The organism is Nocardia sp. NPDC004278 (assembly GCF_053602975.1).
This window is the reverse complement of sequence record NZ_JBSGEQ010000026.1, coordinates 52,418-78,985: the sequence shown is the minus strand read 5'-3', so window position 1 is coordinate 78,985 and position 26,568 is coordinate 52,418. Positions and strand designations below refer to the sequence as shown.

General features: G+C 66.4%; 27 protein-coding genes and 3 pseudogenes. 13 read left to right on the top strand and 17 right to left on the bottom strand.

The annotated features are described in order from the left end of the window. The 4 genes and pseudogenes from ACWEO2_RS31680 (at window position 1) to ACWEO2_RS31665 (ending at window position 4,978) form a co-directional block, all read left to right on the top strand. Window positions 1–1,173: an acyl-CoA dehydrogenase family protein gene (locus tag ACWEO2_RS31680; RefSeq protein ID WP_452408696.1), complete on the top strand. Its 1,173-nt coding sequence runs from the start codon at window positions 1–3 to the stop codon at window positions 1,171–1,173. A 28-nt stretch (window positions 1,174–1,201) separates the two neighbouring features. Then, window positions 1,202–1,575: pseudogene (locus ACWEO2_RS31675) on the top strand (biotin carboxylase N-terminal domain-containing protein); the annotation flags it as partial. Between the two features lie 1,003 nt (window positions 1,576–2,578). Further along, window positions 2,579–3,784 carry a cytochrome P450 gene (locus tag ACWEO2_RS31670; protein WP_452408695.1) on the top strand — a complete coding sequence of 402 codons (1,206 nt, stop codon included), beginning with the start codon at window positions 2,579–2,581 and terminating at the stop codon, window positions 3,782–3,784. A gap of 12 nt (window positions 3,785–3,796) precedes the next feature. Then, window positions 3,797–4,978, top strand: a complete 1,182-nt coding sequence (locus ACWEO2_RS31665; protein ID WP_452408694.1) for an epoxide hydrolase family protein — start codon at window positions 3,797–3,799, stop codon at window positions 4,976–4,978. 944 nt (window positions 4,979–5,922) lie between these two features. On the opposite strand, the gene ACWEO2_RS31660 is transcribed toward ACWEO2_RS31665, so the two are convergent. The 4 genes from ACWEO2_RS31660 to ACWEO2_RS31645 all read right to left on the bottom strand — a co-directional run bounded on the left by ACWEO2_RS31660 (window position 5,923) and on the right by ACWEO2_RS31645 (window position 8,666). Then, window positions 5,923–6,294, bottom strand: a complete 372-nt coding sequence (locus ACWEO2_RS31660; RefSeq protein ID WP_452408693.1) for an ArsR/SmtB family transcription factor — start codon at window positions 6,292–6,294, stop codon at window positions 5,923–5,925. 3 nt (window positions 6,295–6,297) lie between these two features. Beyond that, on the bottom strand, window positions 6,298–7,542 hold the full coding sequence (locus ACWEO2_RS31655; RefSeq protein ID WP_452408692.1) for an MFS transporter: 1,245 nt from the start codon (window positions 7,540–7,542) through the stop codon (window positions 6,298–6,300). A gap of 213 nt (window positions 7,543–7,755) precedes the next feature. Then, window positions 7,756–8,010, bottom strand: a complete 255-nt coding sequence (locus ACWEO2_RS31650; protein WP_452408691.1) for a hypothetical protein — start codon at window positions 8,008–8,010, stop codon at window positions 7,756–7,758. Continuing rightward, window positions 8,007–8,666, bottom strand: a complete 660-nt coding sequence (locus ACWEO2_RS31645) for a class I SAM-dependent methyltransferase (RefSeq protein WP_452408690.1) — start codon at window positions 8,664–8,666, stop codon at window positions 8,007–8,009. The genes ACWEO2_RS31650 and ACWEO2_RS31645 overlap by 4 nt, the downstream gene beginning before the upstream one ends. A gap of 85 nt (window positions 8,667–8,751) precedes the next feature. Here ACWEO2_RS31645 and ACWEO2_RS31640 point away from each other — a divergent pair, with 85 nt between their 5' ends. Both ACWEO2_RS31640 and ACWEO2_RS31635 read left to right on the top strand, forming a co-directional pair. After that, window positions 8,752–9,390, top strand: a complete 639-nt coding sequence (locus ACWEO2_RS31640; protein WP_452408689.1) for a TetR/AcrR family transcriptional regulator — start codon at window positions 8,752–8,754, stop codon at window positions 9,388–9,390. Between the two features lie 126 nt (window positions 9,391–9,516). Further along, window positions 9,517–9,852, top strand: coding sequence for a hypothetical protein (locus tag ACWEO2_RS31635; RefSeq protein WP_452408688.1), 336 nt, complete (start codon window positions 9,517–9,519; stop codon window positions 9,850–9,852). Here the strand turns inward: ACWEO2_RS31635 and ACWEO2_RS31630 are convergent. The 5 genes and pseudogenes from ACWEO2_RS31630 to ACWEO2_RS31610 all read right to left on the bottom strand — a co-directional run. Beyond that, window positions 9,762–10,850, bottom strand: a complete 1,089-nt coding sequence (locus ACWEO2_RS31630; RefSeq protein ID WP_452408687.1) for a methyltransferase domain-containing protein — start codon at window positions 10,848–10,850, stop codon at window positions 9,762–9,764. The two genes, ACWEO2_RS31635 and ACWEO2_RS31630, sit on opposite strands and share 91 nt — an antisense overlap. Continuing rightward, on the bottom strand, window positions 10,847–11,077 hold the full coding sequence (locus tag ACWEO2_RS31625; protein ID WP_452408686.1) for a hypothetical protein: 231 nt from the start codon (window positions 11,075–11,077) through the stop codon (window positions 10,847–10,849). Before ACWEO2_RS31625 ends, ACWEO2_RS31630 begins: the two co-directional genes overlap by 4 nt. A 27-nt stretch (window positions 11,078–11,104) precedes the next feature. Further along, the gene (locus tag ACWEO2_RS31620; RefSeq protein ID WP_452408685.1) at window positions 11,105–11,449 is read right to left on the bottom strand and encodes an oxidoreductase; all 345 of its coding nucleotides are present in this window, start codon (window positions 11,447–11,449) and stop codon (window positions 11,105–11,107) included. A 75-nt stretch (window positions 11,450–11,524) separates the two neighbouring features. Then, complete coding sequence (locus ACWEO2_RS31615; protein ID WP_452408684.1) at window positions 11,525–11,878, bottom strand: hypothetical protein; 354 nt, start codon at window positions 11,876–11,878, stop codon at window positions 11,525–11,527. A 10-nt stretch (window positions 11,879–11,888) separates the two neighbouring features. Then, window positions 11,889–12,530, bottom strand: a pseudogene (locus tag ACWEO2_RS31610) (DUF1259 domain-containing protein); the annotation flags it as partial. 32 nt (window positions 12,531–12,562) lie between these two features. On the opposite strand from ACWEO2_RS31610, the gene ACWEO2_RS31605 reads away from it, so the two are divergent. Both ACWEO2_RS31605 and ACWEO2_RS31600 read left to right on the top strand, forming a co-directional pair. Further along, window positions 12,563–12,682 (top strand): hypothetical protein, encoded by a 120-nt coding sequence (locus ACWEO2_RS31605; protein ID WP_452408739.1) that lies wholly within the window; start codon window positions 12,563–12,565, stop codon window positions 12,680–12,682. Further along, window positions 12,679–14,037, top strand: coding sequence for a sensor histidine kinase (locus ACWEO2_RS31600; protein WP_452408683.1), 1,359 nt, complete (start codon window positions 12,679–12,681; stop codon window positions 14,035–14,037). Before ACWEO2_RS31605 ends, ACWEO2_RS31600 begins: the two co-directional genes overlap by 4 nt. Window positions 14,038–14,181: 144 nt before the next feature. On the opposite strand, the gene ACWEO2_RS31595 is transcribed toward ACWEO2_RS31600, so the two are convergent. After that, window positions 14,182–15,201 (bottom strand): YncE family protein, encoded by a 1,020-nt coding sequence (locus ACWEO2_RS31595; protein ID WP_452408682.1) that lies wholly within the window; start codon window positions 15,199–15,201, stop codon window positions 14,182–14,184. A gap of 97 nt (window positions 15,202–15,298) precedes the next feature. Here ACWEO2_RS31595 and ACWEO2_RS31590 point away from each other — a divergent pair, with 97 nt between their 5' ends. From ACWEO2_RS31590 to ACWEO2_RS31580, 3 genes and pseudogenes are all read left to right on the top strand, one after another. Then, a complete protein-coding gene (locus ACWEO2_RS31590; RefSeq protein WP_452408681.1) occupies window positions 15,299–15,799 on the top strand; it encodes a Chromate resistance protein ChrB in 501 nt (166 codons plus the stop codon). Continuing rightward, on the top strand, window positions 15,796–16,227 hold the full coding sequence (locus ACWEO2_RS31585; RefSeq protein ID WP_452408680.1) for a chromate resistance protein ChrB domain-containing protein: 432 nt from the start codon (window positions 15,796–15,798) through the stop codon (window positions 16,225–16,227). Before ACWEO2_RS31590 ends, ACWEO2_RS31585 begins: the two co-directional genes overlap by 4 nt. An 817-nt stretch (window positions 16,228–17,044) precedes the next feature. Further along, window positions 17,045–18,223 (top strand): annotated as a pseudogene (locus ACWEO2_RS31580) (MFS transporter); the annotation flags it as partial. Between the two features lie 370 nt (window positions 18,224–18,593). Here ACWEO2_RS31580 and ACWEO2_RS31575 read toward each other — a convergent pair. Then, window positions 18,594–18,914 (bottom strand): site-specific integrase, encoded by a 321-nt coding sequence (locus tag ACWEO2_RS31575; protein ID WP_452408679.1) that lies wholly within the window; start codon window positions 18,912–18,914, stop codon window positions 18,594–18,596. Between the two features lie 253 nt (window positions 18,915–19,167). On the opposite strand from ACWEO2_RS31575, the gene ACWEO2_RS31570 reads away from it, so the two are divergent. Beyond that, on the top strand, window positions 19,168–20,109 hold the full coding sequence (locus ACWEO2_RS31570; protein ID WP_452408678.1) for an alpha/beta hydrolase fold domain-containing protein: 942 nt from the start codon (window positions 19,168–19,170) through the stop codon (window positions 20,107–20,109). A 581-nt stretch (window positions 20,110–20,690) separates the two neighbouring features. On the opposite strand, the gene ACWEO2_RS31565 is transcribed toward ACWEO2_RS31570, so the two are convergent. From ACWEO2_RS31565 to ACWEO2_RS31540, 6 genes are all read right to left on the bottom strand, one after another. After that, window positions 20,691–20,915 (bottom strand): hypothetical protein, encoded by a 225-nt coding sequence (locus ACWEO2_RS31565; protein ID WP_452408677.1) that lies wholly within the window; start codon window positions 20,913–20,915, stop codon window positions 20,691–20,693. Between the two features lie 289 nt (window positions 20,916–21,204). After that, complete coding sequence (locus ACWEO2_RS31560; RefSeq protein ID WP_452408676.1) at window positions 21,205–21,573, bottom strand: TerD family protein; 369 nt, start codon at window positions 21,571–21,573, stop codon at window positions 21,205–21,207. A gap of 39 nt (window positions 21,574–21,612) precedes the next feature. Next, on the bottom strand, window positions 21,613–22,188 hold the full coding sequence (locus ACWEO2_RS31555) for a TerD family protein (RefSeq protein WP_452408738.1): 576 nt from the start codon (window positions 22,186–22,188) through the stop codon (window positions 21,613–21,615). A 766-nt stretch (window positions 22,189–22,954) separates the two neighbouring features. Then, on the bottom strand, window positions 22,955–23,779 hold the full coding sequence (locus tag ACWEO2_RS31550) for an EI24 domain-containing protein (protein ID WP_452408675.1): 825 nt from the start codon (window positions 23,777–23,779) through the stop codon (window positions 22,955–22,957). 111 nt (window positions 23,780–23,890) lie between these two features. Beyond that, on the bottom strand, window positions 23,891–24,199 hold the full coding sequence (locus ACWEO2_RS31545; protein ID WP_452408674.1) for a hypothetical protein: 309 nt from the start codon (window positions 24,197–24,199) through the stop codon (window positions 23,891–23,893). A 309-nt stretch (window positions 24,200–24,508) separates the two neighbouring features. Next, window positions 24,509–25,420, bottom strand: a complete 912-nt coding sequence (locus ACWEO2_RS31540; RefSeq protein ID WP_452408673.1) for a LysR family transcriptional regulator — start codon at window positions 25,418–25,420, stop codon at window positions 24,509–24,511. A gap of 58 nt (window positions 25,421–25,478) precedes the next feature. Between ACWEO2_RS31540 and ACWEO2_RS31535 the strand changes: the two genes are divergently transcribed. After that, on the top strand, window positions 25,479–26,486 hold the full coding sequence (locus ACWEO2_RS31535; protein ID WP_452408672.1) for a Gfo/Idh/MocA family protein: 1,008 nt from the start codon (window positions 25,479–25,481) through the stop codon (window positions 26,484–26,486). The last annotated feature ends 82 nt before the right edge of the window (window positions 26,487–26,568 follow it).

Below are 26,568 nucleotides of genomic sequence, written 5' to 3'. Positions count from 1 at the left end.
GTGACCCAGCACACCACAAGCAAAAGTCGAACCCCACTCCACCGACGGACCTTCTTCTCCGGGGATGAGGAGGAGTACCGCCAGCTGGTCCGGGACTTCATGACCAGGGAGGTCGACCGGAACCTGGACAAGTACGCCTCCGGCGAGCTCAGCATCAAGGAGCTGCACCGTCGCGCCGCCGCCACGGGAGTCGTCGCCACCGGCGTACCTGAGGAGTACGGCGGCATGGGCCAGGGACCGCTGATGAACTTCATCCTCAGCCACGAGCTCAGCCGCACCCCCGGCTTCGGAACCCTCGGGCCGGTCATGACGACCGACAACGTCACCCAGCTGATCTTCGAGGTGGCCTCCGAGCGCATCAAACAGCATGTGGCACCGCTCATCCTCGACGGCGCGATCCAGTCACTCGGACTCACCGAGCCCGACGCCGGCACCAACTCCCAGGCCATCCGGACGACGGCGCGCCGCGACGGTGACGAATGGGTGATCAGCGGCAGAAAGACCTTCATCTCCTCGGGCAACCATGCAGACCTGGCCTACGTCGTCGCCAAGACCGACCCCACCGGCGGCAAGAGGTCGCTGAGCGCATTCCTCGTTCCCTCCGGTACGCCGGGTTTCACCCAGTCCCGCGTCGACATGATGGGAATGCCGGCCACCGGTCTGGGCGAATGGTCCTTCGACGACGTCCGGGTCCCCGACTGGCACCTGATCGGCGAGGAGGGCGAGGCCCTCAAGATGTTCTCGATGACGATGTCCAACGACCGGGTCCACTGCGCGGGCCGCGCCCTGGGCCAGGCCGAGCTTGCTCTGCAGATGACGATCGACTACACCAAGGAGCGGATCGTCGCCGGCGGTCAGCCCCTCTTCGACCTCCAGAACACCCGGATGCAGCTGGCCGAGATGTACATCCAACTCGAGGCGGTCAACGCCATGGTCGGGCAGATGGTCGACAAGGTCCGCACCAACACTTCGACGCCGTTCGAGGCCGCGGCCTGCAAGGCGTTCGCCCAGGACACCAGCGCTCGCATCCTCGATTGTTGCGTGCAGCTCTGGGGTGCGCACGGTCTGGCAGACGAACAGCCGATCTCCCGCATGTACACGAACAACCGCAGCATGCGCATCCTCGCGGGTACGTCGGAGCTGCTCAAGATCTCCGTGGCAAGCCGCCTGTAATGCCCCGGACCACCGGAATCGACACCTCATCGATGTTCCGGAAATCCTGGTGGCAAACAGCGGCGAGATCGCGATCCGAGCTTTTCCGGCCGCCTATGAGCTCGGCTCGAAGACCATTGCCGTCCAGCCGTACCAGGACCGCGGGTCCGAGCACCGCCTGAAGGCCGATGAGGCCTGAGCTCGATCATCGTCTGTACCTACCTCGACGTCGAGGCGATCGCGGTCGCCGCCGTACAAGCCGGCGCGGGCGCGATCTATCTGGGCTACGGGTTCCTGTTGCCGGAGAACCCGGCGTTGGCCGAGGCCTGTGCCCAGGAAGGCATCACCTTCGGGGCACTCGGTCGAGGTGCTGGAGCTGACCAGGGAACAAGGCCCGTGCGATCGCGGCCGCCCGCGCGGCGGCGTACCAACGCCTCAGAGCGTCGACCCATCCACCGAGCGGCGCGTTGGTCGCCACCGTGCAGGGCGTTGCCCTACCCGCTCGTCGTCAAGGCCGCCGCCGGGAAGCGGCTGTGGCATGTGCCGGGTCGGCCCGCGCCATATCGAGGTTCAGCCGACGGCACTGCCCCGAGAGCGTGATCCACCCTCTTCGAACAAGGTCATCGACCTCGAGCCCTGCGTGCAGCTCTTCGTCACCTTCGAGGCCATCTCCAACCCCGACGAACGCGGCTACCGCACCGTCCTGGCCACCCTGAAAGGCCAACTACGGACCGTCTCGGTACGCGACCGCTCGGTTGACGCACCTATTTCTCGACCCTCTTCTGCGCGGCCGCCGTCCTTCTATCAAGGCCGATCAGCCCCCTGAGCCCCCGAAGAGCTCTCGCCTCCCTCTCCCCGCTCACCGGTGCGCCGCTCGTCGCACAACAGATAGAAGGACCCGACGACAGCCGGCGCCGCGAAGAATCACCACGAGAGGACGTAGAACAAGTGCGGGCCATTGCCCATGTTTCGGGAAGGTGCCGCCGAGCTGGCGTACTGCCTGGGCACATTCCAAGCGTCCAACGCCGGACTGTGTGAACTCCTGGCGATGAGCTTTCCGCACATGCTCGAGACTGACAACCTCACCTCCTTGGCACGTGCCCAGGCCATCGCACCTGCGGACGTGGATTGCCAGTCCTTGCCAAGGAGCGGTCGTGACACCCGGAGCCGTTGAACGTATAACTTGCGCCCCTTCGCCGGTCTCATGCTGAAGTCGAGGCGAGCACACACGGCCGGGCCGCCGCCACCGCCGATGTCGTATGAGCAGGCGCAGCATGCACTCGAGCGGGCAGGTCGGACTGCCACACCAGCCGCTATACACATGCCGACACGGTTATAGAATATTTTTCATTGACTATGAAATGCACATTCCGTAAATTCGGGGCTTCATTGAGCCCTCATGCGAAACGGAGCGTGCTGCCGCGTCATGAATACTTCGAAGTGCCCTGCCCTGGACCTGACGGCGGCCACGACGTCACCGGACCTCGCCTCGGCCTACGCCGCCGCGCGCGATCTCCACGGTGACGTCGCGCCGGGTGTGCCGCTGGGTGGTTACGACTGGTGGGCGGTGATCGGCTACGAGGCCGTGCGCCGCGCCGCGCTCGACAACGCCCACCTCACGACCTCCCATGGAGCGACCATCCCACCGCTCAAGACGGAGGTCGCGATCCCGATCGAGCTGGATCCGCCGAATCACATGAAGTACCGCCGGTGCCTTGTGCCTGAGCTGCGGCCTGATCGGGTCACGTCCTGGCGCGACCACATCCGCACCGCCGTCGACAATGTGATCGACGGCTTCATCGAGTCCGGCCAGGGCGATCTGGTCCGGATCGCCCGTCACGTCCCCCCGGCCGTGATTGCCGCGATTATGGGCGTACCCGACGACGGGCCGATGATGGTGCACCTCACCGATCAGATCAATCGCGCGGCGATGGCGGGGGACCGGGAGCAGCAGGTCGCCGCCAACCGCGACCTCATGGCTTACCTCGAGCGAGTCGTCACCGACGCCGAGGGCACTGACCGGACCGACCTGCTCTCCCAGATCGCCAATGCGACGATCGACGGATCCACCATCAGCCACGAGGAGGCAGTCGCGATGTCGATGACCGTCGTCCTTGCCGGACAGGAGACGACCGTCAACGGCATCTCCGGGATCCTGTCCATCCTCGCAACCCAGCCCGACATCAAGAGGACTCTGCTCGACCAACCCGAGCTCCTTGCGACAGCGGTCGAAGAGGCCCTTCGGCTGGAGTCTCCCATCCAGATGATGGGCCGCACGGCCACCGAGGACCACACCGTCGAAGGGTGCCCCGTAGCGGCAGGAGACAAGGTGGGCATCGTATGGGGCGCAGCGAATCTTGATCCGGCGAAGTTCGAGGAACCCGGCACCTTCCGTCTCGATCGCGGACCCATCCCGCACGTGGCGTTCGGGCATGGCGCACACCGCTGCGTGGGTGAGCACCTCGCACGGCTCGAAATGACGATCGCCACCGAGCAGGTTCTCGCACGCATCCCTGACTTCACTGCGGCCGGGCCGATCGAACGCGGCACTAGCATCGCCATCAGCCGTGGAGTCGTATCGCTGCCCGTAACCTTCACTCCGGGCGCGCGGTCGACGACAGGCGCTGAGTGACGGAGGCCGACTATGACCACGCAGCCACGACCTCATAGCGTACGGTTCCCTGCCTCGGACGTGCAGCGACTCCGCCAGCGCCTGGCTGAGACCCGATGGGCGCCCGGCTTCGACTCCCCGGCGTGGTCGTACGGTCCCCCGCAGGAGTACGTCCGTACCCTCGTCGACTACTGGCGAACCGAGTTCGACTTCGATGCCGCCGAACGGCGCATCAACGCGGTTCCTAACTGGCTGTTGGAGATCGACGGCCTCGACATCCACTTCCTCCACGCACGTGCGGCCACCGAGTCCGCGACGCCGATCCTTGTTCTGCACGGCTGGCCAGGATCAGTGGTGGAATTCCTCGAGGCCGCCCCTCGGCTGGCAGATCCGAGCCGATACGGTGCTCCGGCCGACGAAGCGTTCCACGTCGTGGCTCCGTCACTGCAGGGATATGCGTACTCCCCATCGGCACCAGGGCCGGGCATGTCGCCGCGCGCGATGGCGATCCGTTTCGCTGTCCTGATGGAGGCACTCGGGTACGACCGCTACCTGGTCCAGGGTGGCGACTGGGGCAGCCTAGTGGCCTCGCACCTTGCAGCAATGTATCCCGAGCGCGTCATCGGCCTGCATCTGAGCATCGCGCAGCCCTTCCCGCCCAACGACGTACCGGACCCGATGACACTCGTCGAGCCTCATGAGCTTCCGTGGGTCGAGGCCAATGCTCGCCATCAGGCGGAGGGCCTCGGCTACTACGCGATCCAGGCCACGCGGCCCGAGGCGCTGGAGTACGCGCTCACCGACTCCCCCGCCGGCTGGTGCGCCTGGGTACTCGACAAGTTCCACGCCTGGACCGACGCCGAACGCGACGGCATCCGCGACCTCCGGAATGCGTTGTCGTGGGACACCTTCCTCACCAACCTGTCGCTGTACTGGTTCACCGGATCTATCGGCTCATCCATCCGGCTGTACCGGGAACAGTCCCTGGCCACCGCGCGTGGGGAGGGAGCCGCAGGAAAGATCGAAGTGCCCACCGGGGTCACCATCTATCCTGCTGAGATCGTGAAGTCTCCGCGCGCGTGGATGGAGCGCCGCGTCCATCTGGTGCGCTGGACTACTGCCGATTCAGGGGGGCATTTCGCCGCCATGGAGCAGCCTGCCGTCTTCGCCGACGACCTTCGCGCCTTCCACCGAGCGCTCCGGTCCGGTTGCTAACTGTCGCCTGGGAGCCTCGCAGCGGTACCCGGGTCCCGTGACACATTCTCGCTCGGGTGACGGCGACGTGGGACAGCCGAGCGTTGGCGTCGTCGATCGGGTTCGGCTGTCTGTCATCGTCTTCGCCCGGCTCGTAGAAACCGTCGGCAATACAAACCGTATTCCACTCACGGCCCTTGGCCCTCTGCCCGGTGGAGACAGTCAGCTGAGCGTGGCGTTCGTCGCTGAGTTTGCCGACGGCCTCGAGAGGCGTTTTCCGGTTTCCCATGTTTTGCGTGTCCTGCCCGGGGCACGAACCCACGGCAACGGACCGACCAGGACCGTCACGCCACCGCTATTTGCCGATGACCAGCAGTTTTCGGTGTTGCAGGAGGTTGGCGTACTGGTCGATACCCCCTCCGGACACTTACCATAACCCCAACTGTGCGGGTCGAGAGATGTCTCGACCCGCACGAGTCGTTTTGCGGGATGGTAGGTCATCTGCAGGTTGAGGTGCCGGTAGACCTCGGCTTTGTCCACCGGATCCGCCCCGGACACCACGTGCCGCGCCACCCACACCAACGCGAAACTGTAATCGTCCCAATGCCCGTGTACGTGATCTGAGCAGCGGATGAGGGATGGACATGTCAGTCTCCTGGCCACCTGTCCACTGATTCTCCCGCACCCAGACTACTGAAAAGGCTTCAGCATCGACCCGTCGCTACACAGTTGATAGAGGCGCTGATCATCCTCGTCCGAAATGCGGTGCAGCTGAAGATGGCTCGCGCTGACGCGACTACGCCATCGTTGGCTTGGCGATGGTGTGCTGTCGGCTCCGGAACCTTCCGGCTCGGAACAAGACGATCTTTCGGGCTTGCCGTCCCCACCCGTGGTTGTGGAGGGCAAACTGGCTGCGCACCTCATTTGGTGGCCAGTGAGGTTGGACTGGGCCGGTCCACGTCCGATCAGGCGTGTGGTGGCTCGCCGGTGACGATGTGGTCGGCGTGGTTGAGGCCCTCGCGGACCAGGCGGGCGAGGTGGCCGTCGCGGATGCGATAGATCACGTGGCGGCCCTCGCGGCGGGTCTCGACCATACCGGTGAAGCGAAGTTTGGCCAGGTGCTGGCTGACGGCGGTGCGGGAGGCGCCGCAGGCTTCAGTGAGGGCGGTGACGTCGGCTTCACCATCGGCCAGCAGCCACAGGATGTGCAGACGGGTGGAGTCGGACAGCATGCGAAAGGTCGCCGTGGCGGCCTCGAGGTGGGCCTGGTCGGCAGCGACCGGGTGTTCGAGGCTCGGGGCGGGTTCGGTCGCTGTCGACCTGTCCGTCCTGCTCATAGCTCACCGACTTCCTGCCATCACCTTCTCGGCTCCCGAGGGGGTATCGATCGGCCACATCCGTGCGGCCGTCGCTGCGGCCAGTGTAGCGACGATGGCCAGGGTGATCGCCGCGGCGAGCTGTCCGACACCCGCGCCCACCCAGCCCGCGATCGGGTAGGTGAGCAGGAAGCATGCGTGCGAGAGGGAGAACTGGGCGGTGAATACCGCTGTGCGCGTGTCGGTATCGGACTGTGCGCGCAGCAGACGCGCCGCCGGGGTGTTGATCAGCGAGGTCCCTGCACCGAGGGTGATCCAGGCGACCGTCAGCAGCGCCCAGCCCGGTCCCGGCGACGGCGTGAGTCCGGCGATGAGCGCGGCGGCCAGCAGCCCGACCGGCAGCAGCGCGCAGCCGGTGAGCATCAATCGGCGGTCGGGCACGGAGGCGAGCAGACGCGGAACCGACAGGGCCACAACCATCGAACCGCCGCCGTAGCAGCCCAGGGCCAGGGCGACGGCAGCAACTGGGCCGTCGAGCAGATCCCGGACGTAGACAACGGTATTCACCACAACCAGCGCCGTGGCCGCGGCGACGGCGAGGTTCATGGCCAGCAGACCGCGCAACACCGGGCGCGAGAGCATGATCCGAGCCCCACGTGTAATGCGTTGCACCAGCGGGATGGAGCGGTCGGCAGCCACCAGGCGCGGAAGCCGCGTACCGACCACCATGATCGCCGACACGATGAATCCCGCCGCAGTACCAACGAACAGCAAGTTGTAGCTGATGAGCGTCAGCAGCGCGGCGGCCAACACCGGACTCAGCAGGGATTCGAGATCGTAGGCCAACCTCGACAGTGACAGGCCACGCGTGTAGTCCTCCTCGTCGACCAGTACAGACGGGATGACCGCCTGGAAAGCCGGGGTGAACGTCGCCGACGCCGATTGCAGGATGAGGATCAGCACGTAGATCTGCCAGACATGCGTGACGAATGGCAGCGTGAACGCGATCGCCATGCGAATGATATCCGCCGACACCAGCAGCGCGCGACGGGGCACCCGGTCGGTGAGAGCCGAGATCACCGGCGCCACAGCGACATACGCGACCATCTTGATCGCCAGCGCGGTACCCAGGACCGCGCCCGCATCGCTGCCCGCGATGTCATAGGCGAGCAGGCCCAAGGCCACCGTCAATAGCCCAGTGCCGACCAGCGCCACCACCTGGGCCGTGAACAGACGACGGAACTGAGGGTGCCTCAACACCTCGATCACGCGAACCTCCAGCCAACTCGCCTTCGACAAACCACCACACCATACGAACAATATGTGCGCAGTTGCGAACCTATACACATTTGGCCTGCGCCGTCGGCCATGCCGCAGCGCTGCTCCGAAGGACGGCGGGCATATGCTGCCGCCGACCTTTGGCGTCACTACAGGCGAAATGACAATTACGGCGGTCGGACACCCAGGTTCGGCCGGCGCAGTTCAATGACGATGGCTCGCCGGGGATTCAGACAACGAGCTTTCACCGGCACGCCGTCGAGCCCACCGAATGCCGAATCCGGCGAACAACACATGGGCGGCGATTCCCACGACAGCTATAGCCAGTCCCGCGCCCGCGACCTCGAGCCAGATCATCGCGCCCAACAGCAGATGCAGACCGACACCGATCCCGATCAGCAGCAGTGCCGCCCATCGCACTACGCCGGAACGACCCCGCAACGGATTACTGTCCCTCACGCGCCCGCCTCGGGCTTGGTCGCCGTGACGTAGCGGATCCACGGATGCAGGTCGCCGGAGCCGATCCGCTCGAATCCGGCGTCGGCAACCATCGGCTCGAGCAGGTGCAGCGGGTTGTTGGCCATGGCCGGACCGGTCAATGCCTCGATGAGATGGTTGCCGAGATGATTTGCCGGCGGCCGGAACTCGCCGATCAGCAGCCGCCCACCAGGGCGCAGCACCCGCCACATCTCACTCAATGCGCGAGCGCGCAATTCTTCCGGAAGATGATGCAGCATGAGGCAATTCGCCACGACATCAAAGGATTCATCAGTGGCGGACAGTGATTCGGCAACCCCGACGATGTAGGTGCAGTTGGTTTCCTTCGTGGTCGCGCGGGCCCGCTCCAGCACCTTCGCCGAGGGATCCACGCCCACCACCGTCCCGGCGCCGACGACGGCGGCCAGTTGGCGCGTCAAATATCCAGTGCCGCAGCCGATATCGAGGACATGGTGGCCGTCGCGCGCACCGCTCAGTTCAGCCAGTTGCCGGTACACCCGGCCACGCCGTCCACCGAAGAACACCGCACCGAAGACGTCGTAACCGGCGCCGTGATCGATGGTGAGTCCGTCGGTACCGGGATCAGGGTTGTTGTGCAAGAGATGTCCGAGGCTCATGGCCCCTCCTTAACTTAGTGACGACTAAGATATTCATAACTTAGTCGCGGCTAAGTTAATGTGCAAGGGTCGATACCATGACGACATGGCCCGCACCCACTCCTCACCCCCCGGCCGGCCCCGCACCCGCCTCAGCGCCGCCGACCGGCGCGCATCGATCATCGACGCGGCCACCCAGGTCTTCGCCGAGTCGGGCTACCAGCGCGCCACCATGAGCCAGATCGCCACCCGCCTCGGCGTCACCGAACCCGTGGTGTTCCAGAACTTCGGCTCGAAAACCGGCCTCTACGCCGCCGTCGTGGCACACGCCACCGGCCAGATGGCCACGATGATGCGCGACCTCGCCGAACACGGCGACTCGATCGGCGGGCTGCTGAGGCAACTGCTGAGCCCCGACCACATCGACGAACTACACTCCCCCGGCTCGCTCGGCGCCATCTTCGCCGACGCCATGACCCTCACCGCCGAACCCGCGATCGAAGCGGCCGTCCGCGCGCATGTCGGCGAACTGGCCGGTGTGCTGGCCGAGGTCATCGCACGTGGACAACGCGATGGTGAGCTGCGTGCCGACCTCGACCCCGAGTCCGCCGCCTGGCTGGTGCTGTCGTTCCTGTCCGCGCACCCGTTTCGGACCGCTGTCATGCCCAACCGACGGCACCTCGAAGAACACATTGCCGCGATGACTCTGGGCATGCTGCTGGATCAAGGTGGATCACCTACGTAAAGAAGCGGACCGCCCGATTCAGGTAGCCGACTACTCGTCATGGCTGATAAGCATCGAGTGGCGACGTCACGCCGTACTTCACCTGGCCCAACGTCGATCCGTTCCGCGAACAACCGACCCTGACCGATGCGGCTCCCGTTCCCGGACAACCCATCACCGATCCATGCCTCGACAGCGCCCGGCAGTCGGTCAAGGCGCGCGAACCGCCACGAAGGGATCTTCGAGGCGGCCGAGCCACTGCGCCTGCTGCCGTTCGAACTGCGCTACCTGGGCCGAATCACCAAGCGCGGCGGCCACACCATCCGCACCGGCCCCGACCGGTGGGTCATCGACCTGAGCGCGCACGACGGCAAACTCCTTCCGCCCCACCGCTACATCGATATCCCGCTGCCCGAGGACCGGTTGTTCGTTCCCGCCGAGTACCTAGCCCTGTTCACCGAAAAAGGCTGGGGCAAAGCCTGACTCGTTGGGCAGTCGGGTTCCATGCACACCCAGCGTGAGGGTGATGACGAGTCCACCCTCTGAATGGTTGGCAGCGCTCCCACTTGCGCGATTGTGGACCGGAGCGTCCTCACGATGGCCAGATCAAGCCCGCTGTCCAGCAGGACGTATTCCTTTGCGGTCAGGATGAATTTCGTCATCACCACGCCAGCAGCGACGCTCGGCGGTAGTCGGCTGCGGATCGCGAGGGTGCGCAGTGGGAGGTCGAATTCGCCGGCACGGGTTTCGGGGCGAATATGCAGGTAGTCAGTGAGGCGGGTGAGTGTTTCGGCGCGTTGTTGCGGGGAGGCCATGAGGGTGTGTGAGTGGGTTACGAGGGTGGCGGTGAGGGATTCGGCGGTGCGGCGGTGGGTGTGCGGGAATTCTGTGCGTTCGAATGGGCGGAACAAGGGGTGGGCGGGGATGGTGTGCTGGGTGCGGCGTTGGTAGGCAAGGGCGCACCCGGACAGGCGGTCGAGTTCGGCGACCCAGGCGATGGTGATGTCATGGGTGTTCCAGAATGCGGCGAACACGCCGCCAGGGCGCAGTACCCGAGCGATCTCCGGGAAAGCGCGCTGCTGGTCGAACCAGTGGAAGGCCTGGCCGACAAGCACGGCGTAGAACGAGTTGTCTGGTAGCGGGATGGCTTCGGCGCTTCCGGCCAGGGCGGGCACCTCGGGGTGCCGCCGCCCGAATTCGGCCCGCATTGCCTCGTCCGGTTCGACCGCGATCACCTGCGCGCCGGCGGTGAGCAGATTGCCGGTGAGCTTTCCGGTACCGGCGCCGAGATCGAGCACCTCGGGTTCGGGCACGCCGTTCACCGATTGCAGCGCCCACCGGATGGCGGCCGCCGGGTAGTCAGGCCGATGCTCGTTGTAGGCGGCTGCTTCGGCGCCGAACGAATTCGCCTGGCATGCCCAGAGTTCGGCGTCGCGATCCCGTTCACGCACAGTGCTCGTTTGGACCGATGTTGGTGTCATCGCGCGCTCCAGCGATAGGACCCGAAGAGGCATTGACGGGTGCGCAAGGCGCTGGCGCGCCACAACCACACCGATACGCCTACCGCGACGCCGAGGCCGAGCCCGTCGACCCAGGCGTCGCGGCCGAGTCGCCACACCGCCAGCGGGATGGTGAGCACAGCGGTGATCGCGGCGGTGAGCAGGATGTGGGGGTGGCTGAATACCGGCCCGGTGGCCGCTGTGGTCATGGGTTTCCTCGTTTTCGAGCGGACCGGTCAGTGGTGGTGGCGGTGGATCACGGCGGGGTAGCCGACGCGCGTGACGTTGTAGACGGGGACGGCGAGCTCGCGGCCCAGTACCCACGCGATGGCCGGGCCGCCGACGCGGCGGCGAATCCATTCGCCGTTGTCGGCGACGGCGAGCACGGTGGTGTCGGTCGCGATGGTCGCGGGTTCGAGGAACAGTTCGACATCGCCGTGGTGCAAACGGACGAACAGCCGTAGCTGCCGCAGGTCGTCCGGGGTGACCGTGCGGGCAGGGCGGGTGCGAGATCCGGTGCGGTCGACGGTGATTCGCCGTTGATCGGCCGCGCTGGGCTCGGCGGCGGGGTGGCCGAACATACCGGTCAACCGTCGCCACAGATCGCCCAGCAGTCGCCGGGGTGGCGTGTCAGGGAGCAACGATGAGGGTGCCTTTCAGGTTGGGGTGTTTGCTGCAATGGAAGGGTAGGAGCCGGGTTGCTGTGGCGCGGTGAAGATGGCGGATTCGTCTTGTCGGAGCAACCGCGTGTGGAACGTTGTGTTATCGGCGGTCACGTCGTGCATCGACGAATGCTGGTTGAGCACATGCACGGTGGCGCCAGGCGACACGGAGGCGGGAACGTTGTAGTCCGGGTCGGCCGAGATCCGAATCTCGGCCGAGCCTATCGCGGTGGTCGCAGATGGGCTGGTCGTGCCGGTCGATCTGCAGCCGGCCAGCACGACCATGCCGAGCATCGCGGCCAGGGATGCGCGCGCGAGCTGGTGGCGTGGTCGTCCGGTGGGCAGCATCGGTATCAGCTCACTTCGCGGGGGCGAGGTTGGTGGCGTCCAGTGCCGGGCGCAGTGCCTTGGCGAGGGTGACGGCGTCGTCGACGGCCCAGTAGTGCAGGTAGAACAGGCGTGGGTCGTCGGTGAGGGAGTGGTTGTGTACCTCGACCACGGCAATGTTGCCGGTGCGCAGCGCCTCGATCACTTTGTTCACCTCGGGCCCGGTCAGGACGAAGTCACCGTTGATGGCGGCCTTGCCGCCGCCGGTGGGCTGGAAATTGATCACGGTGGTGACGTTGAAGGTGGGCGGCACGACATGCCCGCTATCGGTGATGGTCTCGGCGCGCGCGAGGTTGTACTTATAGATACCGCCGTCGGCGGTGCCCTTGCGGCCGAGGGCAGCGTCCACGCCGGCGGTGTCGATGTCGACCGGCGGCTGCTGGGCCGGTGGCGCGGCGGCCGGGGCGATAGTAGTGGCGTCCAGCGCGGCTTTTAGACCCTTGGCGAGTTGCGTGGGATCGCCCATGGCATGGATGTGGGTCCACCAGATCGGCGGGGATTGTTCGAGCAGGTGCTTGTGCAGCGCGGTCTGCTCGATTCCGTTGGCGTGCAAGGCATCGGTGACCTTCGGGACTTCGTCCTCGGTGACGACGAGGTCACCCATGAGCATGGTACGAATCACGCTCCAACGTCGTCGACGTCCACATCCGCGGCCTGCGCGACAAGATCGACCGGCCCTTCGGTGTCAACTCCGTCGAGACCGTGCGCGGCGTCGGCTACCGATTCCGCCCCGACGGCGGCCGAACCGAAAACCCGACACCATGATTCGCCGCTGGCCGATCCGGATCCGGCTCACCGTCGCATTCACGATCATCATGGCGGTCGTGCTCACGATTGTCGGGTACACGACGGTCACTCACATGCGCTCGTTCCTGGACAAATCCGTCACCGAATCCCTCGAATACCAACTCGACGAACTACGCCCCCTGGCGGCCGCGGCCGAACCGACCCTGCCCGGCCCGAGTCAGGACACCGCGATCCAGATCCTGTCCGACAGTGGACAAGTCGTGGCGGCCACACAGGAGCTGCCCGGGCCGTCGGTGCTGTCGCCGTCCGAGCTGGAAGCCGCCCGTCGTGGCACCCTGATCGTCGATCACCCCAGCGCACCGGGGCTCGCAGGCCCGGTCCGGGTGGCCGCCACCAGCGCACCCGCCAACCGTGTCGTGGTCGTGGCCGAGAGCCTCGCCGACCGTGACGCCGCGGTCACCGATCTGTCCCGAGAGCTCGCGGTCGGGTTCCCGCTAGTGCTGCTCGCCGCGGCGGTCGGCGCCTATCTGCTGGCGATGACCGCGCTGCGGCCGGTCGAACGCATGCGCGCCCGCGCCGCCGGGATCACCGACACCGATGTGGCCGCCCGGCTGCCGGTTCCGCCCGCGAACGACGAAATATCGCGACTGGGAACCACTTTCAATGATCTACTGGCCCGATTGCACGCGGCCGTAGATCGGGAGCGGCAGTTCGTCGCTGATGCCGGGCACGAACTGCGCACCCCGCTGGGGTTGTTGACCACCGAACTCGAACTCGCCCTGCGCCGCCCGCGCAGCAACGACGAACTCACCGCCGCCCTGCGCTCGGCACTCGATGAGGTCGAACGCCTGTCCCGGCTGGCACGCGCCATGCTGGCCGCGACCGCCGGAACGCCTCGCGATCCCGAAACCCCGCTTCCGACAATCGAATTGCGGCCACTGCTCGATGCGGTGATCGCCCGGCACGGCGTCGCGGCTGGCGGCATCACCGTCGACGGCCCACCCGATATCATCGTCCACGCCGACACCGACGATCTGGACCGTATCGTCACCAACCTGCTCGACAACGCCCTCGAACACGGCGCACCGCCGGTCCGCATCGGTGTCGATCGCCTCGCTGCGAGCACGATCGAAATAAAGGTGCGTGATCACGGTCCCGGTATCGACCCCGGCTTCCTGCCGCAGGCGTTCGAGCGGTTCACCCGTGGCGACACCGCCCGCACCCGCGGCGGCAGCGGCTTGGGCCTGGCCATCGTGGCGGCCCTCGCCCTGCGCAACCACGCCACCGTCACCGCCGCCAACCACTCCGACGGCGGCCTCGAAGTCACCCTCACCTTGCCCACACAACCCAGCGGTGCAGGAACAACGACCTAGCCAGCTGACGGCTCACGGCTCACCGGTCCGTCAGCTGCGCGAGGCGGTCAGGCCGGGCCGTGGGGATAGGCGGCATCGACCCCGGGCTTGGGGCGCTCACCGAAATGTCCGGCGGCGCGAGGTATTCCGCGCAGCCTGATTCGGTCACGTGGTGGGTTCGAATTCCCAGAGCACCGGCTCACCGGCGGAGTCCTTGGGGATGGGGAAGTAGCTGTGGTGGGTGGACGGGTCCAGGGCCAGGGTGTGGGCGCCGTCGGCCAGATGCTTGGACCCGACCCCCACGGGGTGCCCGTCACGGTTGTCGAACACGCTGACCCAGCCGCTTTCGGCCGCCACGTACAGCCGGTGCGCGGCCGCGTCGTAGACCATCACGTCAGGCCGCTCGCCGACACTGTTGTGATCGGTGACCCGGTGGCCGGCAAGGTCGACGGTGACCATGGTGGCGTTGTCCTCACAGCCGACGAACATCAGCTGGTCGGTGGCATCGAGTGCCTGACCGTGCGGGCCGGCGCACCCCGGGGTCGGGATCCGCTCGCCCACCGCGAGGCTCGTCGGGTCGACGACCGCGACATCGCCGCGCCCCTGCACCGCCACTACCATCTGGTCGATGGCCGGGTCGTAGACGACGTTGCCGACCTCACCGCCCAGCGGCACGGAGGCGCGCACGGTCCCGGTGTCGGCGTCGGCAACGGTTTCGGTGCCCGCGCGCTCGTTGGTCGTCCACACCGCGTTGCGGACCGGGTCATAGGCCAGGCCGTCCGGGTAGTCGTCGGTGGGAGCGGTGAACACGACCGCGCCGGTGTCCTCATCGAGGGCGACCAGCTCGTTGCGGCCGGTCGCGGTGGCATACACGCGATGCTTGTCGGGGACCACGATCACGCCGTGCACATTCGGCAGATCCGCAACCGTGCGGACCACGTTGTGCGCGTGTATGTCGACCTCGACGACCTCACCGGCACCCATGTGCGCGATGAACAACAACCCGCGACCGACATCGAGGCTGGTGTAGTCGAACCGCACCGGTCCCCCGGTCAACGCGACCTGCCCGACCTGCCGCAATGGCAACTCGCCCGAACCGGGAGGTGACGTATGCGACGACGAACACCCCGCGACCACTAGCACCGCAACCCACGCCAGGACCGGCACGATCCGCTGAATCCGCACCACCCTCACCTCCCACAGCGTGTAACCGTGGTTTCCGCGTAAGGCTAGGATAGCTGGGGACTTGCCGTTATCAACACAGCGAACGGGAGGGTGTTCGATGCTCGACCCACGCCCCAACGTGCCCGGGGAATGGGTGCTGATGTCGTATCGAATTCCGCGGGAGCCGTCCACGCCGCGGATCGCGGTGTGGCGCAAGCTCAAACGCCTTGGAGTCGGGCAGATCTCCGATGGGCTGGTCGCGCTACCGGCCGACGCACGCACCCGTGAACACCTGGAATGGATCGCCGAAGAAGTCGTCGAAGCCGGCGGAACGGCGTCGATCTGGATTGCGCGCCCCGCCGCTCTCGCTACCGAACGCGATCTCGCCACTGGCCTGGCCCGCGCACGAGCCACCGAATACGCCGCGATCACCGCCGAAGCCACCGCGGCGGCGTCATCTGCGCTGGCCACCCGCCAGTCGCTGGCGCGCCGCCTGCGCGCGGAGTTGCGGCGCATCCAGCGCCGCGACTACTTCCCGCCCGCCGAACGCGACCAGGCCGTCGCCGCGGTACAAGCGCTCGCCGACGAGGTTTCACCCACGCCGCAGGTGTCGTCATGAAGTGGGCCACCCGAGCCGGTATCCACATCGACCGTGCCGCATGCGCGTGGCTGATCCGCCGCCACGTCGACCCCGACGCCGAATTCGTATTCGTCACCGACCCCGCCGATCTCCCAGCGGATGCGACCGGGTTCGACATGCGCGGGGTGGAGCTGTCCCACCACGGCGGGGACTGCAGCTTCGAAACCATCCTGCGCCGCTACGACCTGCACGACCCGGTGCTGTGGAAACTAGCCGCAATCGTGCACGAGGCCGACCTCGACGACGAACGCTACGACGCCCCCGAAGCCCCCGGCCTGGACACCGTGCTGCGCGGGCTGTCGATGATCTGCACCGACGCCAAGATCCTCGAACTGACCGGGCCGATGTTCGACGGCCTCTACGAATTCCACCGCCGCGCAACCCTGCTCGGCCGCGAACCCGCCTGACTCCCACCGGTTTCCGGACCGGCAGCGTGCTCAATCGTGGTCGGGCAGCCCGTAGAGGTGGTGCTCGGCTGCGTTGAGCGACTCCATCAGCAGTCGGCGCACATGACCGCCGCGAACGGGTTTACAGGACGCGGCGGCCGTCGCGACGCTGGAAAACCAACCCGGCGAGCTTCAACTTCGCCGGATTCTGCGTGCCACCACCGCCACTGGCCCGCCACGGCCACCTGAACTCCTCCGCGGACTCCCTCGCCGGTCGCGGCGACGACCACGTCGGTCACCTTCATCGCCGCTTCATCCATTCGGACTAGCGTCGCTGCCGCAGATACCAGATACGACGGAGTAACCATGCGTACCAAGTCGAATCAGTTCTTCGCATCCACGCTTGCCGCGGTGTTCGGCAGCCTCATGGTGGTGTCCGGTCCGGTCGCCATGGCTCAACCTCCTACCTCGGATCCGACGCCGGAGTGCCGGGCCGGGGACTTCAGGTCCAAGGCCCCTACGACTGTGTCTGCGGGCAGAGCGGCCAGTGGTCTGCCATGAGAAGGGGCACGGAGGCGCCTGATGCGTGTTTCGAAAGTGCCGTGTCAGTTTCATCGGCTCTCGAGTGGCTCGGGCCAATGGACATAGCGCGATGGAGATAGCCGCCGACTGAAGGGGCAATCATGACCTCGTCCACGAGCCCGGCCCAGCGGGGAGTGCGGTTCTGGACACGCAGCGCTGCGGTGATCGAACCGAGCCGGTTCGAGGCCGCGGTCCAGATGCAGTCGCGACCGTGCTGAGAACCTTCCGCAGTTTCGACCTGCCCGCACGGCTGTTGATGATCAACCAGTTCGGCATCAATCTCGGCTTCTGCATGCTGATGCCCTATCTGGCCGGATATCTCGCGGGCCCACTGGGTTTAGCAGCCTGGGCGATCGGCTTGGTGCTCGGCGTGCGGAACTTCTCCCAGCAGGGCATGTTCCTGGTCGGCGGCACGCTGGCCGACCGGCTCGGCTACAACCGCTGATCGTCGTTGGATGTCTACTACCCACCGGCGGATTCGCCCTGCTAGTGTTCGTCACCTCGCTGCCGGGACTGCTGATCGCCTCGGCAGCAACGGGTTTCGCTGGCGCACTGTTCAACCCCGCGGTGCGCGCCTACCTCGCCGCTGATGCCGGTGAGCGCCGGGTGGAGGCGTTCGCGCTGTTCAACATCTTCTACCAGGCCGGCATCCTCGCCGGGCCACTGGTGGGACTTGCCTTGATGGCGGCCGACTTCCGGGTCACCGCGGGCGCGGCCGCGGTGGTGTTCGCCATCTTGACGGTGACGCAGCTACTCGCCTTGCCGACCCGCCGCGCGCAAACACCTACGGAACAGACCTCGGTGTTGCAGGACTCGCGCACCATACTGGGCAACCGGCGGTTCGTGGTGTTCGCGATGGCGATGATCGGCTCGTACGTGTTGTCGTTCCAGGTGTTTCTCGCGCTGCCGCTGCAAGCGCAATACATCGACCCCCCGCGATCACAGACACTGACCGCGGCGATATTCGTCATCTCCGGCCTCGTCGCAGTCGCGAGCCAACTGCGCATCACCGCGTGGCTGCGGGCACGGTGGGGGTCCGGACGCAGCCTGGCCATCGGCATGGGCCTGCTCGCGGCAGCATTCCTGCCGCTCGCCCTGATTCCGGGGCCGCAGCGGTTCGGCACGGTCGCCGCCGCTGCGGCGCTGCTGGTTTCAGCGGCACTACTGGCGATCGGCACCGCCGCTGTCTTCCCCTTCGAGATGGACACCATCGTCTCGCTGGCCAGCAACACACGGGTGGCACGGGTTCTACAACACCGTCGTCGGCGTCGGTATCCTCATTGGCAACCTGGCCACCGGCACCGTCGTCGGCGCAGCCCGCAGCACCGGAACCGACTGGGCCATATGGGCGGGACTCACCGCCATCGGCACGGTCACAGCCCTCGCCCTACACGGACTCGACCGACACGCACCCACACCACACGCCGCCCCGGAGCACCACCCAGCCCGGTCTGGTGCCAACACACGCCGTCGTCATCGCGTGTTGCCGGCAACCGTAGGCGACAGGTCGCCCGGCCGGCCGCAGCCGCCGGAGCACTCTCCGGCGCAGTCGTCGTCCTCACCCGCCAAGCCGTCACCGACCCGATCACCGCCGCCATCGCACTGGTCACACTCGGCCTGCTGTGGCGGTTCAAAATCAAAGAGCCCTACATCGTCGTCGCCGCCGGAATACTGGGCATCCTCCTGCACTGAACCAGGCAACCCACGTGTTCCCACCGTCATCGAGAACGAGCAGATGCACTGCTTCTCCTGAAGCGCGGTGCATCCTCCATAATCCAATTCCCGGTCACAGAACATCTTTCGCATCATCGACGGTGCCGGGCGGCGGGGTCGGTCTGCGCCTGCCACCGGATCAGGGCCTCGGCGCAGGGACAAGAGTATTTGCCAAGCGACCGCACCGAGATGTGCCCCTCACGCGCATCAGCGTCGGCGTGGACGTCCTCGGTGGTGTGCGTCAGCTTCGAGCGACGGAGTTGATGCAGCGCGAAGGAGCCGCGATCGCAGTCGCCGGGGTGGTGCTCGAACAGTTCCGGTGCCCTCCGACAGGAGGGCCGCCCGCGCACCATCGACGGGTCGATATCGGCCACAGCCACACCGGGTTCCGCCCGGCAGTCGGTCTGGAACACCGGCCCATCCTCCGGCCGACCAGCAGCTGCGGCAGCGGCCGGACGGTACCGGTCTGCCACGCGACCACATACCTTGCCCCGCCCTTGCGGGGAACAGTGCCGCAGTGGGCTTCCGGTGTCGGTCGCTGCCGTGGGCACGATCCGGGCGTGGCGTGCACAGGTGGTTTCCGAGTTGTGGCAGCGTGATCGGCAGGAAGTAGCGATGGTTCTGGTCGGACTTGGCTAAACTGTGCCTGACCCGATGGGATCGACGATGACGTCTATACCCGGTCTTGTAATGGCGGTCGTATCGATCCTGACGTCCGCAAGCGTGGTGTCCTCGTGCGGTCCCGCACCTGCCGCGTCGTCGGCGCGGGCGATTCCCGATCTCGTTTACGCGACCGTCGATGGCGTCGACCTCCGCCTCGATCTCTACCTCCCAGCAGGTACCGCGGCGGCTCCGCTGGTGCTGTATTTCCACGGCGGGGGATGGTCGAGGGGCTCTCGTAAGAACTATGGAAGCGTGGGGTGGCAGGCTGACGAGCGGACGCCGTTCGCGCAGGTGGTCGCGGCGGGTTATGCGGTCGCCAGTGTGGACTACCGCCTCAGCGACCGAGCGCGGTGGCCCGCCCAAATCTTCGACGCGAAAGCCGCTGTGCGCTGGTTGCGCGCCAGTGCGGGCACCTACCGGCTCGACCCGAATCATGTTGCGGCCTGGGGAGATTCCGCGGGTGGCTATATCGCGTCGATGTTGGGCACTACAGGTGGTGTCGCAGAACTCGAGGGTGGGGTTGGCGTTGCCGGCTATTCCAGTCGGGTTCAGGCGGTCGCCGACTGGTTCGGCCCGACCGATCTGCTGAGTATCGATGAGCAAGCCCTCAGCGACGGCCGTAGCACGGTACACCTGGTCGAAGGTTCGGCGGAGTCAGTGCTGCTGGGATGTGTTGCCTCCGACTGCCCAGAGCGCGCCCGCAACGCCAGCCCGATCAGCTATGTCAGCGGCGATGATCCGCCAGTGTTGTTGCTGCACGGGCGATTCGACCACATCATTCCGCTCGGACAGAGCATCGAATTCGGTGACGCGTTGAACCGAGCCGGGGTGCGTACAGAATTCCACGCCTACGACTGCGATCACGAACTCCTGGGTGCCGCACCGGCACCGGAGCAGATCCGCGCCACCCTGATCACCTTCCTCGACCGGACCTTCAACCGCTAGACCATCACCTCCCGGCGGGCAGGGAGACGAAGGTGCGGATGCCGGGCAGCAGTCGTGCTCAGAACGCCGAGGCGCCGCTGCGGCGGACGAACCAGTGCTGGGCTCGGTCGATCTCTTCGCCGCACAGTAGTACGAATTTGCCCCACCGGTGCAGGGCCGGTCGGCCACCGTGGCGTCCGCCCAGCCACGCCAGATAGCTTCCGGAAACATTGCCGATGGCGTCCGCGGCGATGACGGCGATCAGGTTCGGGTGAGCACCGGCGACCTCGCCTGGGCAAGTGCGCCGCCGGTCGTCAGGAGATGTGCAGCCCAGCGGTAAAGGTACCAGCGTAGGAGTCGCAGATCGCCTGTCGCGCGGACTCACTGGTCCACTGGTCTGTTCCCAACGCACAAGCGCTGCGCTCGCGGAGCGACAGACACCGTCGTGACCTCAGTCGTGCCGATGCAGTAAGCCATGGGTTGTCGACGACGTCGAGCTCGACTCCCGCCGAACGGGCGCGACAGCGTGGATAGTCCTGCACCCCAACATCTACCACCCCGATAGCGCGGTGCACCCGCAACCGATGACGGGATCGGCTCGGTCACGATGGGCTGGGCTCGGGCAACTCGCAAGCCTCCACCCTGGGGTGGATGCCCGTGTAGTTCAGTGGACCGGCCACGACTGTGAGCGCGAGTGTTCCGATGCCGGAGCAGTCGGCTGGAGATCGCGATATGTGCGAAACATCCCCGAAGTAGCCGCGCTGCCCGGCCGCGACCACGCCGACGATCAACCACGCCACCAACACGAGCACAAATACGATGCGCACGGCGATCTCCAAACCGGGCCGCCCCAGGCCAGCCAACAATCCCAGGCTACCCGGTCGCGGTTCGCGCCGGGGCACGGAATCAATTGAGCCACAGCCAATTCCAGAGGTCCAAGACCGGCTCTCTGAGATAACCCCGCCTATGGTTCGAAGATGTCGCTCGGACGGACCGCCGGGCCCGATCAGGCATGTGAGCACCGGCCGCGGGGACGGATCTGGTACTCCACCAACGTTTTCCGCCTCCGGTGCGATTGCCGCTGGCAGACAAGCACACCCGGATCGCTGCCACCGTTTAGAGATAGGGAGCGAGTTGGGGGACGGCGTCGGTGGGGTGGCCGGCTTGGATGGGGTGGCCGAGGGCCTGGATCTTCCAGGTGCCGTTGTCGCGGTGGAGTTTGGCGACGACCATCCCGGTGTGCGGGCCGCCGGCGCTGAGGTTGGCGCGGGTCAGTTCGGCGTTGTTGGCGCCGTCGACCAAGCGCCAGAAGGCGTTGCGGACGCGTTCGAAAGTATGCCCGGCATAGGAGGTGATGACGAAGATGATGGTGGTGACGTGAGCGGGAAGCCGGGTCAGGTCCACGGCGATGGTTTCGTCGTCACCGTCGCCTTCACCGGTGAGGTTGTCCCCGAAATGCCGGATCGCGCCGTCGCGAGTGGCCAACTGGCCGCTTCAATTGTTCGGCTCGCCACACCGGCGCGGTCAGACGTTGACCCCGTAGTCGCGGGCGATACCCGCCAGCCCTGAGGCGTAGCCTTGCCCGATCGCCCGGAACTTCCATTCCGCGCCGTTGCGGTACAACTCTCCGAAGACCATCGCGGTCTCGGTGGAGGCGTCCTCGGACAGGTTGTAGCGTGCCAACTCGGCACCATTGGCGCGGTCGACCACGCGAATGTAGGCGTTGCGGACCTGGCCGAAGGTCTGGCCACGCACTTCGGCGTCGTGGATCGAGACCGGGAAGAAGATGTTGGTGATCGTGGGCGGGGTCGCCGACAAGTCGACGTTGATCACCTCATCATCCCCCTCGCCGTCGCCGGTCAGGTTGTCGCCGGTGTGCTCGATCGTGCCTTCCGGGGAGCGCAGGTTGTTGTAGAACACGAAATGGCTATCCGACAGCACCTTCTGGCTCGGCCCGGTCGCCAACGCGCTCGCGTCGAGATCGAAATCCGCGCCCGTCGTGGCCCGCACATCCCACCCCAAACCAACCGCCACCGCGGTCAGGTTCGGTACCTGCTTCGACAGCGAAACATTGCCGCCCTTGGCCAGAGTCACACCCATTGTCATCCCTTCCCTCTCGAATTCACATGGCAGCCACGGCCATCCGCCGCTCCCCAACAACGGCGACGTCGACCCTAACGGGTGTCCCGCCACCCGAGCATGATCCGGCGTCGGTGAACCGCGCAACGTGTCAACCAGTTCGATGATCCTCGCCCCGGCGCTGCCCCGGCGGGGCTTGCGCATCAACTCCACCACCGGCGGCGAGCCGCAGACCTCGACGTGCTCGACAGGTTCATCGCTCGCACCGCCACCGGTGTGCTCGAGTTGATCGGCGATGCGGGTGATGCGCCGCTGCAGCGCCAGCAGCTCGATCAGGTCCTGGTTGACCGGCCGACCCGCCCGCCGGGCCGCCTGCGCCGCGTCTACCCCCTCCGCGTGAGCCGAGAACACCGCCGCTCGAAGCCTCGCCGCCACCGTCTGCTCATGTGTTGGTTGTGGCCGGACCGGCGATCCCCCCGCATCGACATTCACCCCGCCAACCCTAACCCGAAATCCGGCATCCGACACCTATCGCGAAGACCACCCATCGACTGCGACAGCATGCGCGACTGGTATCCGCGCCGACCTCGTGGGTTCACCCCGAACCTGTCGCCGAACTCGAAATCTGTTGCCCAACAATCCGTGTGAACACTTACGGTTTACGATGTGGACGCACTGCTGACGACGTTCGGTATCGCTGGTCTCCTCCACGCTGCTCGGCGCGGCGATGGCGGCCTTCTGGGTCCTGCGCGGACGTAAATAACGAGCGGCCAAGCAGGATCGCTGACTAGCGAGGTCGTGCTGCGCCCCCGGTACCGGGCACGGCTACGCCGGAGTGTTCTTCGGGCTCGTCTCGTTCGTCGCGGTTCTGCTCGCCGAGCAGGTCGCGAGTCATCAGCGTGGCGCCGGCGACGGCGCCGGGCATCAAGAACACCGCGACGACCGGTATCAGGAACGCGAGACCAAGCGGTGCGCCGAAACCCCACGCGAGGCCCTTGCGAGAACGCAGTAGGGCGAGGCGCTCGCGCAGTTCGACCGAGCGGCGTTGCAACGCGACCGCGGTCAATTCCTCGGTCAGGAAGAACCCTGTCACAAACACCCCGACCACCGGGACCACGGTCTGGCCCAGGACCGGAACGAAACCCAAAGCGAACAGCAACACTCCCCACAGACCTGCCCGCACCAGGATGCGGACGCTGTCGCGGGCGGAAACCCACAACTCACGCCACAACGGCAACCCGGATTCGGGAGCGCGGCCGTCCGGAGAAACCGAGCGGTCGACCTGCTCCGACAGCGCCTCATAGAACGGCTGGCCGATCAACAAGGTCACGGCCGTAAAGGTGAGCACCGCCAACAACAGAGCCGCCGCGAACAACACCACGGCCAGGACCCCGCGGAACAACCCCAGCCAGGGACTGGGCCAGTCATCGGCGAATCCGGTCAGCCCTGCGGCCAGATCGGTTCCCCAGACTACGAGCGCGATCAGTGCCGCGATGTAGAGGACCAGGGTGATCAGGCCCGGCAGCAGACCGAAACCATACTGGTTCCCGTGCCGGGCCACCCATCTTTGTCCCTGCAGCAGGTACCGAAAACCCACCCCGAAATCGCGCATCCCCGAACGATACCCGCCCCCGTGATGTCACGAATATGCCAACGGGCCAACACAGTTCGAGTGCCCTCCCCGAGCCGCGCGCGGGATCCTCGGCGGCGGAGCTGGATTGACCTACAGTGGCAGCAAACCCGCTCCGCGAAGCGAAGGACCGCCCGTGTCGGCAACACTCGTCAAGGGCCAGAACGCACCGCTGGCCGCCTTGGATGTTCTGATCGGTGTGCAGGGTGCGGGTGTCGCCGGAGCCGAGGGCACCGGCACGGGCGGCGTCGGTGGTGGTTGCGCGGCGGCTCTCATCACACCGGTGAGGGTGATCAGGACCGCGGCGAGCACCACCGCCACCGTGGCCGCGGTGGTGCGGCAGGTACGTAATGCCCACAGCTCGAGGGCAGGGGTGAGGCGGGCGAGAAGTAGGGCGCTCACTCGGACTGGTCGTCGGCCCAAGGTCCACGTAAACCGCTCGGGCCCAGTGGACTCGGGAGATCCGCAGGTGATCGAGCGCATCCAGGACAGACAGGCGCTCCACTTCGAGCGCAGTCAACTCCCGCGTATCCAACCCTGCCCGTTCCAGAAAACTCCGCCGTCCGGGTATCAATGATTTCGGTCAGGACGCTTTCCGTGGGGTACACATTGCCGTCAAGGTCGAGGACCAACATGCCGATCTCACCCCCATCAGCGCACACGCACGGCCCGTCGCGGCTGAGAAGAGAGTGCGTCCGGCGGTGGGTCTGATCATCGGTGCGTTTGGGCCTCTCGCACGGACGTGAGGAGTTCGAGCGTCGTGGTGATCAGGCGTGAGTGCTGGGCCCCTTGAGGGGCGGCGGCGAAGATCCGCCGCTGCGGCCTAGGTGCGGCGATCTCGCGAATGGCCACCGTGGCGGGCAGATCGCGCTGGGCCAGCCTGGGGATCAGCGCCACGCCGTGGCCGTGGGCGACGAGTTGGGCGAGCGCCTGCCAGTCGTTGGTCCGGTGCGCGATGTCCGGAGTGAAGCCCGCTGCCGCGCAGGCCGCGACGGTGATGGCGCCACAGCAGCCGTCGCTGTCGCCGGTGATCCACAAGTCATTCTCGAAGTCCTCGAGTGCCGGGGTTTCCTTCCCGCAGAGGGGGTGATCCGGCGGTAGCGCGACGTCGAACTCGTCGGCCCCGAGATCGACGCGGTGATAGCGCGAGTCGCTTGCGGCCGGCGACCCAGTGAACTGGACGGCAAGGGCGATGTCGAGGCGTCCGGCGTCGACCTCGTCGAACAGCGCCGGCGGCTCGGCCTCACGCAGCATGATCCTGACTTTCGGCATGGTGTCCCGGGCCCGGTCGAGCAGGAGCGGGAGAAGCCCGGCGATCGCGCTGGAGAACGTACCGATCGTGACGGCGCCACGCACGCTGTCATCCCACGAGTCGAGTTCGTGGCGTGCACGTTCGATCTCGGCGAAGACGATGTCGGCGTGGGCGAGCAGTGCCTGTCCCCGCGGCGTGAGCACCACCCGCCGCCCGACGTGATCGAGCACCTCGAAGCCGACGTCGCGGCCGATCTTCGTCAGTTGCTGAGACACCGCGGACGGCGTCAGGTGCAGCGCCTGCGCAGTGGCCGCGATGCTCCCGTGCTCGCGGAACGCCCGCAGCACGCGCAGCCGCCGAAGGTCGTCCATGAAGTCAACGCTTAACGATCGCATTAAAATAATGTAGCTTGTACTGATTGTCCGGGCCGTGGAGACTGAGCTCATGCAATCTCGTTCAGACCGGTGGGGGCCGATCCGCCTGGGCGTCGTCGGGCTGGGTGCGATGGGCACCGCAATGCTGGCCGCGGCTGCCGCGACTCCCGAGTTCACCGTTGTCCGCGCGTTCGACGTCAACCCTGCGGCTGTCGACCGTGCGCGGGCGACGTACCCCGCCATTTCGTTCACTGCCGACGTGCGGGACGTTGTGCAGTCTCCGGACGTCGACGCTGTCTACTTCGCCACCCCTCCGGCGCTGCACGCGGAGCCGGTGATCGCCGCGATGCGGGCCGGTAAGGCCGTCTTCTGTGAGAAACCGCTGGCGATCAGTCTTGCCGACGGGCGTCAGATGGCGGAGGCAGCAGCCGAATACGGCGTCGCAGCCGCGGTGAACTTCGCGTTGTCAGACCGCGCCGCCGTGCTCGAAGTAGAACGAAGCCTGCTCGCAGGCGAACTCGGCGACATCAGAGGAGTCGATGTCCGGCTAGTCTTTCCCCGGTGGCCACGGGACTTCCAGACCGGGGCGGCCTGGCTCGCCGGCAGGACGCAAGGCGGGTTCGTCCGCGAGGTCCTATCACACTTCGTGTATCTGACCGATCGGCTGTTGGGCCCGCTTGACGTGGCTGATGTCAGCGTCGACATTCCACTCGCCGATCCGCATGCCAGCGAGGTCGCCGCGCGAGGGCTCCTGCTTGCCGGAGGCGTTCCCGTTCACGTATCCGCCTTTGCCGGCGTGGCCGGGCCTGAGTTGTACGAGTGGATTCTGTGGGGAACTCGCCGGTCGTACCGGCTCCGGAACTGGGGAGAGTTGCAGGTGTCCGACGGCGGCGAATGGACGCCGATCACCCTGGAAGGACCGAGAGGCTCCGAGGCGACTCGCCTCTCGCTCTTCGCCGACGCCGTTCGCGGTGCGCATCCGCGCTGTCTGGCCGACTTCGCCACCGCTCTACGTGTGCAGTCGGTCATAGAAGCCTTTCATCGCGTCGACTCGGCGGCCTAGCCAATGCACGCCATAAAAGTGAGCCTGGCAATACCGACGCCACGTACAACCTTGCCGTCATGCTCGACAAGTCTTTCCACTT